The sequence below is a fragment of the Tepidibacter mesophilus genome (genome assembly GCF_002724055.1).
In the GTDB taxonomy this organism is placed as follows: Bacteria; Bacillota; Clostridia; order Peptostreptococcales; family Peptostreptococcaceae; genus Tepidibacter_A; species Tepidibacter_A mesophilus.
Genome location: NZ_BDQY01000011.1, coordinates 87790 through 98535, shown reverse-complemented (window position 1 = coordinate 98535; position 10746 = coordinate 87790). Strand labels below are relative to the sequence as shown.

The window sequence follows — 10746 nt, the reverse complement described above, 5'->3', positions numbered from 1 at the left end:
AGGGGGTCACAGGTTCGAGCCCTGTTGAGCCCACCAATTATTTGGCCTGGTAGTTCAGTTGGTTAGAATGCCAGCCTGTCACGCTGGAGGTCGAGGGTTCGAGTCCCTTCCAGGTCGCCAAATAATTTAAAGAATAGGCTCATGGATATAAAATGTCTTTGGGTTTTTGTTTTGCAAAAATCAAATATGCTAGTGTGGCTCAACGGTAGAGCAGCTGACTTGTAATCAGCAGGTTGTAGGTTCGATTCCTATCACTAGCTCCACACATGCGGGTGTGGCGGAATTGGCAGACGCACTAGACTTAGGATCTAGCGCTTTCAGCGTGGGGGTTCAAGTCCCTCCACCCGCACCAAAATATCATATGAGCGGAAATGGCTCAGTGGTAGAGCATCGCCTTGCCAAGGCGAGGGTCGCGAGTTCGAATCTCGTTTTCCGCTCCAATTTAATATGTATCTGTAGCTCAGTTGGATAGAGCAGTGGCCTTCTAAGCCACGTGTCCGGGGTTCGAATCCCTGCAGGTACGCCATTTCATAAAGCTTAATCATATATATGGTTAAGCTTTTTTTATAATAATAAAATATGTAGTTTTTGATTTACTCGTAATAATTATTATTAAACTAAAGTAGTATTTATTTTAAGCAAAAATAATACTTTATACTTATATTATGAAATATATATAGTTTGCTTATTGAAATATTTATCAATGTATGAAATAATTAATCCGTAAAATAATATATAATAACAAATATTATAGGAGGTTACTAAATTGTGGGATATAAAAGATATAATAATGAATATAACTATTTTAGATATAATAGATATAAGTATAGTAGCTTATGTATTTTATAAACTGTATATGCTAATAAGAGAAACTAGTGCAGAACAATTAATAAAAGGGATTTTTGTACTTGTAGTAGCTACCAAATTAAGTGAACTTTTACAGTTGCATGTTGTACACTGGGTACTAGCAAATACTATATCAATAGGAGTAATAGCTATACTAATAGTATTTCAGCCGGAACTCAGACGAGCACTTGAATATATTGGAAGAACAAAATTTATATCAAAGCCTATAGGTGAATTTGATGAAGAAGATATAGATGAGATAATAGAAGAACTAATAGAAGCTATACATTCTTTGTCAAGACAAAAAATAGGAGCTTTAGTAATAATGGAAAGGGAAACTGGGATAAATGATATAATTCAGACTGGAACAATTATAGATGCTAAAATAACACGACAAATTTTAATAAACATATTTATTCCAAACACACCACTTCACGATGGAGCTTTAGTAATAAAGAATAATCGAGTAAGAGCAGCAGGATGTTTTTTGCCTCTTACAGATAGTAAATATGTAAATAAAGAATTAGGCACTAGACACAGAGCAGGTATAGGTATAAGTGAAAGATCAGATTGTATATCCATAATAGTATCGGAAGAAACTGGAACAATATCTATAGCAGAAAATGGAAAATTATACAAATCTATATCGAAAGAATACATAAAAAATATATTAAATCAAAACTTTAAAAAACAAGGAGAAAATAAAAGCATTTTTAAAAGAGGTGTATTTTTCAAATGATAGATATTTTTAAACGAAACTTAAAAATAAAAACAATATCTATATTTTTCGCCTTTTTCATATGGATATATGTAATGGCAGAGGTAGATCCTATAATACTAAAAGACTATGATGAAGTAGCTATAAAAATTAATAATATAGATATATTACAAAAAAATGATATGGTATTATATCCAGAACCTGATTCAAATGCAAAAATAATACTAAGAGGTAGAAGATCCTTAATAAAGGATATTCAGAAAAATGACTTATATATATACACTAATTTAAAATCTCCTAAAATAGGAAAAAACAAATTAGCGTTGGATTTAGATTTACCGAGCAATATCAGTTATACTATTATGCCTAATAGTATAGATTTGAATATAGAAAAAAACATTTATACTAAGAAAGATATAAAAGCTGAAATAGTAAATGGATCAAACAAACATTTGAAAGTGGATAATATATCATATTCTCCTAAGAATACATTTATAGAAGGGCCTAAAAGTCTTGTTGAAAAGGTAGATAGACTTATATGTAAAGTAGATTTAAAAAATAAGAGCGAAGATTTCCATTCAAAGGTCCAAATTATACCTGTAGATAAGAATGGGAAAGCAGTACAAAATATAAAAGTAAAAGATCAGTATACATATGTAGATATAGGATTTACTAAAACTAAAGAAATACCTTTGATTTTGAATTTGAAAGGTCAAATGGGCGAAGAATATAAATTGTTAGGTTATGATTTGAGTTCAAAAACTATAAATATAACTGGAAAAATAAATCAAATAGATAATATAAAGGAAATATATACACAAGAAATAGATATATCTAATTTAAAAGAAAACAAAAATATAAATTTAGACATAAACATTCCGCAAAATATAAATAGTGATATTAAAAGCGTAAATGTAAATTTTAAAGTTGCTAAATTAATAAGTAAAAATTTAACAATACCATCAAAAAGAATCGAATACAAAGACAACATACACAATTTAGATATTTCAAAAAATAATTTGCCGAATGATATAAATGTGAAAGTCACGTATATAGAAGAAGAGGGAATAAATATAGATGAAAAAGATGTACAGTTATTTATCAATATGAAAGAACCGGAAGGTAATCCTTCAAAATTTAGAATAAAATACAATATACCGATTGAAGTTGAGAGTGTACAAATTTCACCTGAATACGTTGTAATAGGTGAATAGTTAATTAAAAAAAATGTAAAAAAATTGCGAAATGATATTGCAATTCTTATTGCATTTTTTTTTATTTCAATATATCATAATATACGTAGAGAAAAATTTCTTATGGGGTGATACTGTGTCAAAGAATTATGTTCTTGTTATTAATCCAGGTTCAACTTCGACAAAAGTGGCTTTATTCAAAGGAAATGAAAACGTTATCCAAAAAAACCTGACTCATTCAATAGAAAAACTAGAAAAATATGATAAAATAGCAGATCAATTTGAAATGAGAAAAGATATTATAATAAGCTGGTTAAAGGAAGAAGGCTATAAATGTGAAGACCTTATAGCTGTAGTTGGTAGAGGTGGTTTGTTAAGACCTATGCCAGGAGGTACATATAAGGTTACGCCTAAGATGGTAGATGATTTGAAATTAGGAATTCAAGGCGAACATGCATCAAATTTAGGTGGAATAATAGCAAAATCAATAGCTGATGAGCAAGATATATCAAGCTTTATAGTAGACCCAGTCGCAGTAGATGAATTTGAGGAAATTGCTAGAATATCTGGGATTCCTGAAATTGATAGAAGATCTTTAGGACATGCTTTGAATATAAAAGCTGTAGGAAGAAGAGTTGCAACAAAACTTGGGGAAAACTTTGAAGATATAAATATGGTAGTAGCTCACCTTGGAGGAGGAATAAGTGTTGCTCCTTTAAAAAAAGGAAAATCAGTAGATTATAATAATGCAAATGAGATGGGACCATTTTCTCCAGAAAGAACAGGTGGACTTCCAGTAGGAGATTTAGCCAAATTGTGTTTTTCAGGAAGATATACTTACAAGGAGATTAAATCTAAGCTTAAAGGCAAAGGTGGACTTGTAGGATACCTTAATACAAATGATGCTAGAGAAGTTACAAGGAAGATAAATGAAGGTGACGAAAAAGCAAAACTTATATTTGAAGCGATGGGATATCAAATAGCAAAAGAAATAGGCTCTATGGCAACAGTATTAAACGGAAATGTAAAAGCAATAATAATAACTGGAGGACTTGCGTACTCTGAGTATTTAATAAATTATATAAAAGATATGATAGATTTTATTGCACCTGTGATAGTTGAGCCTGGCGAAGATGAAATGATGGCTTTAAATGAAGGTGCATTAAGAGTTATAAATGATGAAGAAAAAGCTAAAATATACGAAGAAGAGGTGGCATTCTAATGAGAGATTTTCAAGAAGTAATCAAATTTGCTAAAGAAAGAGGACCTAAAACTATATCTGTAGCTTGCTCTCAAGATAAAGAAGTTTTAATGGCTGTTGAGATGGCTAGAAAAGAAGGAATAGCTAATGCTATACTTGTCGGAGATATGGAAAAAACTAAAGAAATAGCACAAGAAATTAATATAGACTTAAACAATTATGAGCTAATAGAAGAAGCTGATTTAGCTTTAGCTTCTAGAAAAGCCGTAGAATTAGTTTCAAGTGGAAAAGCTCATATGGTTATGAAGGGGCTAGTAGATACGTCAATAATATTAAAAGCTGTTTTAGACAAAGAAATAGGTCTAAGAACAGGAAGTGTTTTAAGTCATGTTGCAGTATTTGATTTAAAGGCTTATGATAGATTATTCTTTGTAACAGATGCAGCTATGAACTTAGCTCCAGACTTAAATACTAAGAAGCTAATAATAGAAAATGCTTGCCAAATAGCGCATGCGTTAGATATAAATGAGCCTAAGGTAGCGGTTCTTTGTGCAAAAGAAAAAGTTAACCCTAAGATGCCAGACACTGTAGATGCAAAAGAATTAGAAGAGATGAACAAAAGAGGAGAACTTACTGGATGTATAGTTGGAGGGCCTTTTGCTCTTGATAATGCAGTATCTGTAGAAGCTGCTAAGCACAAAGGAATAGACCATCCTGTAGCTGGAAAAGCGGATATACTATTGGCTCCAGATATTGAAGCTGGTAATATACTTTATAAATCTATGGTATTCTTTGGAGAATCTAAGAATGCAGGAGTTATAGTCGGTGCTAAAGCGCCTATAATATTAACTTCAAGAGCGGATAATGAAGAAACTAAATTAAACTCAATAGCACTTGCTGTTTTAACAGCTGCTAAAAATGGGTAATTATTAAATAAAAATAATATAAATAAATATATTTACTAAGGAGAGAATAATGTCTATGAGTAAAAAGTTTAAAATTCTTGCTATAAACCCGGGTTCAACGTCTACTAAAATTGCTGTATATGCAGGTGAAGAATTAGTATTCGAAAAAACATTAAGACATTCTGCTGAAGAAATAGGTCAATATGAAAAGATATCAGATCAACTTGATTTTAGAAGAAGCGTAATAGAAGAAGCAGTAAGTGAAAATGGAGTTAAAATAGAAGATTTAGATGCAATAGTTGGAAGAGGAGGACTTTTAAAGCCTATAGCTGGAGGAACTTATTCAGTTTCTGAAGGAATGATAGAAGACTTAAAAGTTGGAGTTTTAGGAGAGCATGCATCAAATTTAGGTGGAATAATAGCAAAAGAAATAGCTGAAAAAATAGACGTTCCATCATTCATAGTAGATCCTGTTGTTGTTGATGAACTTCAAGATGTTGCTAGAATATCTGGTATGCCAGAACTTGAAAGAAAAAGTATATTCCATGCTTTAAATCAAAAAGCTACAGCTAGAAGAGTAGCTAATGAATTAGGCAAAAAGTATGAAGAAATAAATGTAATAGTAGCTCATCTTGGTGGAGGAGTATCTGTTGGAGCTCATGAAAATGGTAGAGTTGTAGATGTTGCAAATGCACTTGATGGAGAAGGACCATTCTCTCCAGAAAGAACAGGCGGTCTTCCAGTTGGAGATTTAGCTAAAATGTGTTTCTCTGGAAAATACACTTTAGATGATATAAAGAAAAAGATAAAAGGAAATGGTGGAATAGTAGCATACTTAGGAACTAATGATGCTAGAGAAGTTGAAGCCATGATAGAAGAAGGAAATGAAAAAGCTAAGCTTATATACGAAGCTATGGCTTACCAAGTAGCAAAAGAAATAGGAGCATGTTCTACTGTACTTAAGGGTAAGGTTGATGCTATAGTATTAACTGGTGGTATAGCTTACTCAAAAATGATGGTTGAGTGGATAAAAGAAAGAGTTTCTTTTATATCAGATGTTACTGTATATGCTGGCGAAGATGAAATGACAGCTTTAGCTCAAGGAGGACTTAGAGTTCTTAATGGTGAAGAGGAAGCTAAGACTTACTAAGTAGGTGAGATAATGATAAAAGATGATAAGAGAATAAGAATCATAATAGGACATTATGGTAGTGGTAAAACTGAATTCTCTATGAACTATGTAATGAAGTTAAGACAAGAAGTAGAAGGTAATATAGCAATATCTGACCTTGATATTGTAAATGTATACTTTAGGACAAGAGAAAAAAGAGAAATGTTAATTGAAAATAACATAAGACCTATAGACTCTTCTGTAAGAGCAGCAGCTGTAGATGTACCAGCTGTATCAGCAGAAGTCATGTCGCCTATTCAAGATGAAAGTTACAATTATGTAATGGATGTAGGTGGAGATTTTACAGGAGCAAAAGTTGTAGGAAGATTTTCTCATATCCTTGAAGGTAAAGAATATGATATGTTCTGTGTTGTAAATGCTAACAGAATAGAGTCTGATACAGCAGCAAAGGTTATAGATCATATAAGGAAAATAGAAGAAGCTTCTAAGTGTAAGGTTACAGGACTTATAAATAACACTCACTTAGTTAGAGAAACTACTGTAGATGATGTATTAAAAGGCCAAGAGCTTGTTAAAGAGGTTTCTAAGGAAACTAATATACCTATAAAGTATGTAGTCTGTATTGAAAATATAGTAAAAGATCTCCCAGATGGTATTGAAGGAGAAATATTCCCTATAAAGATGTATATGAGGGAATCTTGGATGTAGTTTATTAGTCTAAAAGAGAGCTTTTAGCTCTCTTTATAAAGACTTATAATATATTGTTTTTCAATTAAAAAATATATTAAGGAGGGTTTGAAATGGCTAAAGGTAGAGTGCATTTTGACCAAGATAGATGCAAAGGATGCGAACTTTGCACAACAGTTTGTCCAGTTAAAATAGTTGTTATGGACAAAGAAAGAATAAACAAAAAAGGATACAATCCTGCAACAGTAAAAGAAATGGATAAATGTGTAGGATGTGCAAGTTGTGCGCTTATGTGTCCAGATTCAGTAATAAGCGTAGAGAGAGACTAATTAATATATAATTTAAGGAGGGAAAGAATATGGCTAAGGTTTTAATGAAAGGAAACGAAGCAGTAGGTAAAGCAGCTATAGAAGCTGGATGTAAATACTTCTTTGGATATCCAATAACACCTCAAAATGAGATACCAGAATATATGTCAAAAGAATTACCTAAGGTAGATGGAGTATTTGTTCAAGCAGAATCAGAAGTATCTGCTATAAACATGATATACGGAGGAGCAGGTTGTGGCGCTAGAGTTATGACATCTTCTTCTTCACCAGGAATCGCTTTAAAGCAAGAAGGAATTACATATTTAGCAGGAGCTGAGCTTCCATCTGTTATAGTAAACATGATGAGAGGTGGCCCTGGTCTTGGAGGAATCCAACCTTCACAAGCTGACTACTTTATGTCAACAAGAGGAGGAGGAAACGGAGACTACAGAACTCCAGTTTATGCACCAGCTACAGTTCAAGAAGCTGTTGATATGGTAATGGAAGCTTTCGAAGTTGCTGATTACTACAGAACACCAGTTATGGTAGTTGCTGATGGTATGATAGGACAAATGATGGAGCCAGTAGAATTCAAAGCTCCTAAGAAGAGAGAATTACCTAATAAAGATTGGGCTACAACAGGAACTAATGGAGAAAGAAAGCCAAATATAATAAACTCTTTATTCCTAGATCCTCAAGCTCTTGAAGATCACTGCTTTAAATTAGATAGAAAATACAAAGAAATAGAGAAAAACGAAGTTAAGTACGAAATGTACAAAACTGAAGATGCAGATCTTGTATTTGTAGCTTATGGAACAACTTCAAGAATAGTTAAGAACACTGTAGAAGATTTAAGAGCTCAAGGAATAAAAGCAGGTCTTATAAGACCAATAACTTTATGGCCTTTCCCACACAAAGCTTTTAATGAAATCCCTGCTGCTAAAAACTTATTAGTAGTTGAGATGAGTACAGGTCAAATGATAGATGATGTTAAAATAGCTAATGAAGGAAGATTACCAGTTGATTTCTTCGGAAGAACAGGTGGAATGATACCTACTCCAGGAGAAATTATGGATAAAGCTATGGAAGTAATAGGAGGTGCGAAATAATGGCAGTTGTATTCAAAAAAACTGAAGGTTTAACAGATAAGCAAACTCACTACTGTCCTGGATGTACTCATGGTATAATCCACAGATTAACAGCAGAAGTTTTAGATGAATTAGGAGTATTAGGAAAAACTGTAGGTGTTGCTCCAGTTGGTTGTTCAGTACTTGCATATGATTACTTCAATTGTGATATGCACGAGGCTTCTCATGGTAGAGCACCTGCTGTTGCAACAGGAATCAAGAGAGTTCAACCTGATAAAGTAGTTTTCACATACCAAGGAGATGGAGATCTTTGCTCAATTGGTGCTGCTGAAATAGTTCATGCTGCTGCAAGAGGAGAGAAAATAACTACTATATTCGTAAATAATGCTATATATGGTATGACTGGTGGACAAATGGCACCAACAACTTTACCAGGACAAAAAGCTACAACTGCTCCTTTAGGAAGAGACGTAGCTCACGCTGGTATGCCAATAAGAATGTCTGAGATGTTAGCTACTTTAGACGGAGCAGTATTCGTAGAGAGAGTATCAGTTAACAACCCAGCAAACATAAGAAAAGCTAAAAAAGCTATAAAAAGAGCTTTTGAAATACAATTAGAAGGAAAAGGATTTGGTATAGTAGAAGTACTATCAACTTGTCCAACTAACTGGGGATTACATCCAGTAGATTCTCTTAAGTGGTTAGAAGAAAATATGATGCCTTATTATCAATTAGGCAACTTAAGAAACCCAGAGGAGGCGAAATAATATGGCAACAGAAAGAATTATATGTGCAGGATTCGGTGGACAAGGTGTTATGTCTATGGGTATGTTAATGACTTATGCAGGAATGCTTGAAGATAAAGAAGTTTCTTGGCTTCCATCTTATGGACCAGAAATGCGTGGAGGTACAGCTAACTGTGCAGTTACAGTATCTTCTACTCCAGTTGGATCACCTATAATAACTGATGATGCAACTACTGCTATAGTTATGAACTTACCATCTCTTATCAAATTTGAGAAAGATGTTGTTGAAGGTGGAAAAATACTTGTAAACAGCTCTTTAATAGATCAAAAGGTAGAGAGAACTGATGTAGAAACTTACTATGTTCCAGCTAATGAAATAGCTTTAGAGCTTGGTAATGCAAAAGTTGCTAACATGGTTATGCTTGGAGCTTACCTTGAAATTACTAAAACTGTTGAGGTTGAATCTGTTCTTGAAGCATTCAAGAAAGTTTTCGGACCAAGTAAAGAAAAATTTGTACCACTTAATAAATCAGCTCTTGAAAGAGGAGCAGCTGCTGTTAAGTAGTTTATAAAAAAAGATTGCTAATTCTATTAGCAATCTTTTTTATTTATGAAGAAATTGATATATTGACTATTTTTAATGAAAACATATGATGTTACTTTTAAATATCCTTCAATTTTCATAAAAGAATCACATTTAAACTAAAATTTTACAAAACAACTTAAGATAAGTAATTTCAATAATTAAAAAGATATATAATATATGATAAAAAATTCGAATGAATCAAAAGTTGCAAAATATGAAGTTGAAGAAAAAAATCATGCATATAGTACAAAATAGATTGTATAATGAAAAATCAGGGTGTATAATCTAAGTGAAATTATATAAAATTTAAGGAGATGAAAACATGTATCCCTTGTTTAGGATATTAAGCTTATCATTAGGCAGTCTATTTTGTGCAGTAGCAATTAATGGTTTTTTAGCACCAAATCACCTTTTAAGTGGAGGTGTAGGAGGAATAGCTATAATACTTAACTATATATTCAACTTAAATATAGGTTTGATTGTTTTACTTGTAAACATACCACTATTTTTAATAGCTTATAAAAAGTTAGATAGAGACTTTATTGTGTATAGTCTTGTGAATATGTTGATATATTCATTCTTTATAGGTATAACTAACAATATAAGTTCATACATTGTTGTGGATGATTTAATACTTTCTTGTATATTTGGTGGATTATTAAATGGTATAGGAATGGCAATAACATTTAGAAATAGAGGATCTCAGGGCGGTACAGATATAATAGCAGCTCTTGCTAAGAAAAAATGGAATATAAATTTAGGTACAGCTCTTATGGGAGCTAATCTACTTATTGTAACTATAGGTGGAGCTACATTTGGAATACAAAAGGCTATGTATACACTTATAAATATGTATATAGGATATCAGGTTGTTGATAAGGTACAAATGATGCTAGATGTTAAAAAGTCAGCTATGGTTATATCTGATAAGTCTGAAGAGATATCAAAAGATATCATGAAGGATTTGGGAAGAGGAGTAACTTTTCTAAATGGAGAAGGAGCTTACTCAAAGGATACTAAAAAGGTTATATACACTATAATAAACCCAGTTGAAATACCTAGACTTAAAGAAATAGTTGAAAAATACGATAAAAATGCTTTTATAACTATAAATGAAACACAAGAGGTAAAGGGAAGAGGATTTAAGGAAAGCATGATTTAAACAAAACATTATTATTGAAAACTTAATATATGATATGATAATATAATAAGGGTATTTGTACCCTTATTTTTTTTTACGCTTAAGGAATTATATGATTCTTAAGTTTTGGATAACATTGATGAAAGAGCTACATTTACAACTACTTTTGAGCAACGGAGCCCGTAGGGGTCGTTG

General features: G+C 32.2%; 11 protein-coding genes and 5 tRNA genes. All 16 read left to right on the top strand.

Features of this window, described 5'->3' with window-relative positions; genetic code table 11:
• The first annotated feature begins 43 nt into the window (after positions 1–43).
• The 16 genes from Tmeso_RS08925 to Tmeso_RS08850 all read left to right on the top strand — a co-directional run bounded on the left by Tmeso_RS08925 (position 44) and on the right by Tmeso_RS08850 (position 10572).
• Positions 44–120 (top strand) — tRNA-Asp (locus Tmeso_RS08925).
• Positions 121–188: 68 nt separating this feature from the next.
• Positions 189–263, top strand: a tRNA-Thr gene (locus Tmeso_RS08920).
• 5 nt (positions 264–268) lie between these two features.
• Positions 269–352 (top strand) — tRNA-Leu (locus Tmeso_RS08915).
• Positions 353–365: 13 nt separating this feature from the next.
• A tRNA-Gly gene (locus Tmeso_RS08910) sits at positions 366–440 on the top strand.
• A 9-nt stretch (positions 441–449) separates the two neighbouring features.
• Positions 450–526 (top strand) — tRNA-Arg (locus Tmeso_RS08905).
• Between the two features lie 240 nt (positions 527–766).
• Positions 767–1585 carry a diadenylate cyclase CdaA gene (gene cdaA / locus Tmeso_RS08900; RefSeq protein WP_278281424.1) on the top strand — a complete coding sequence of 273 codons (819 nt, stop codon included), beginning with the start codon at positions 767–769 and terminating at the stop codon, positions 1583–1585.
• Positions 1582–2778: a CdaR family protein gene (locus Tmeso_RS08895; protein WP_099190337.1), complete on the top strand. Its 1197-nt coding sequence runs from the start codon at positions 1582–1584 to the stop codon at positions 2776–2778. Before cdaA ends, Tmeso_RS08895 begins: the two co-directional genes overlap by 4 nt.
• Positions 2779–2893: 115 nt before the next feature.
• Positions 2894–3979, top strand: a complete 1086-nt coding sequence (gene buk / locus Tmeso_RS08890) for a butyrate kinase (RefSeq protein WP_242967899.1) — start codon at positions 2894–2896, stop codon at positions 3977–3979.
• Entirely contained in the window at positions 3979–4884 is a 906-nt protein-coding gene (ptb, locus tag Tmeso_RS08885) for a phosphate butyryltransferase (protein WP_099190333.1), read from the top strand. The genes buk (Tmeso_RS08890) and ptb overlap by 1 nt, the downstream gene beginning before the upstream one ends.
• A gap of 55 nt (positions 4885–4939) precedes the next feature.
• On the top strand, positions 4940–6013 hold the full coding sequence (buk, locus tag Tmeso_RS08880) for a butyrate kinase (RefSeq protein ID WP_099190347.1): 1074 nt from the start codon (positions 4940–4942) through the stop codon (positions 6011–6013).
• Positions 6014–6025: 12 nt separating this feature from the next.
• Positions 6026–6703 (top strand): ATP-binding protein, encoded by a 678-nt coding sequence (locus tag Tmeso_RS08875; protein WP_099190331.1) that lies wholly within the window; start codon positions 6026–6028, stop codon positions 6701–6703.
• Positions 6704–6795: 92 nt separating this feature from the next.
• Positions 6796–7011 (top strand): 4Fe-4S dicluster domain-containing protein, encoded by a 216-nt coding sequence (locus Tmeso_RS08870; RefSeq protein WP_099190330.1) that lies wholly within the window; start codon positions 6796–6798, stop codon positions 7009–7011.
• Between the two features lie 29 nt (positions 7012–7040).
• The gene (locus tag Tmeso_RS08865; RefSeq protein WP_099190328.1) at positions 7041–8099 is read left to right on the top strand and encodes a 3-methyl-2-oxobutanoate dehydrogenase subunit VorB; all 1059 of its coding nucleotides are present in this window, start codon (positions 7041–7043) and stop codon (positions 8097–8099) included.
• Positions 8099–8845, top strand: coding sequence for a thiamine pyrophosphate-dependent enzyme (locus Tmeso_RS08860; RefSeq protein WP_099190326.1), 747 nt, complete (start codon positions 8099–8101; stop codon positions 8843–8845). The genes Tmeso_RS08865 and Tmeso_RS08860 overlap by 1 nt, the downstream gene beginning before the upstream one ends.
• A 1-nt stretch (position 8846) precedes the next feature.
• The gene (locus Tmeso_RS08855; protein WP_099190324.1) at positions 8847–9389 is read left to right on the top strand and encodes a 2-oxoacid:acceptor oxidoreductase family protein; all 543 of its coding nucleotides are present in this window, start codon (positions 8847–8849) and stop codon (positions 9387–9389) included.
• Between the two features lie 343 nt (positions 9390–9732).
• A complete protein-coding gene (locus tag Tmeso_RS08850) occupies positions 9733–10572 on the top strand; it encodes a YitT family protein (RefSeq protein WP_099190322.1) in 840 nt (279 codons plus the stop codon).
• Positions 10573–10746: the final 174 nt, after the last annotated feature.

Bases quoted from the DNA above. Each gene is read 5' to 3' on its own strand.
- Tmeso_RS08895 (WP_099190337.1), top strand. From the start codon at position 1,582: ATGATAGATATTTTTAAACGAAACTTAAAAATAAAAACAATATCTATA.
- ptb (WP_099190333.1), top strand. From the start codon at position 3,979: ATGAGAGATTTTCAAGAAGTAATCAAATTTGCTAAAGAAAGAGGACCT.
- buk (WP_099190347.1), top strand. From the start codon at position 4,940: ATGAGTAAAAAGTTTAAAATTCTTGCTATAAACCCGGGTTCAACGTCT.
- Tmeso_RS08875 (WP_099190331.1), top strand. From the start codon at position 6,026: ATGATAAAAGATGATAAGAGAATAAGAATCATAATAGGACATTATGGT.
- Tmeso_RS08870 (WP_099190330.1), top strand. From the start codon at position 6,796: ATGGCTAAAGGTAGAGTGCATTTTGACCAAGATAGATGCAAAGGATGC.
- Tmeso_RS08865 (WP_099190328.1), top strand. From the start codon at position 7,041: ATGGCTAAGGTTTTAATGAAAGGAAACGAAGCAGTAGGTAAAGCAGCT.
- Tmeso_RS08860 (WP_099190326.1), top strand. From the start codon at position 8,099: ATGGCAGTTGTATTCAAAAAAACTGAAGGTTTAACAGATAAGCAAACT.
- Tmeso_RS08855 (WP_099190324.1), top strand. From the start codon at position 8,847: ATGGCAACAGAAAGAATTATATGTGCAGGATTCGGTGGACAAGGTGTT.
- Tmeso_RS08850 (WP_099190322.1), top strand. From the start codon at position 9,733: ATGTATCCCTTGTTTAGGATATTAAGCTTATCATTAGGCAGTCTATTT.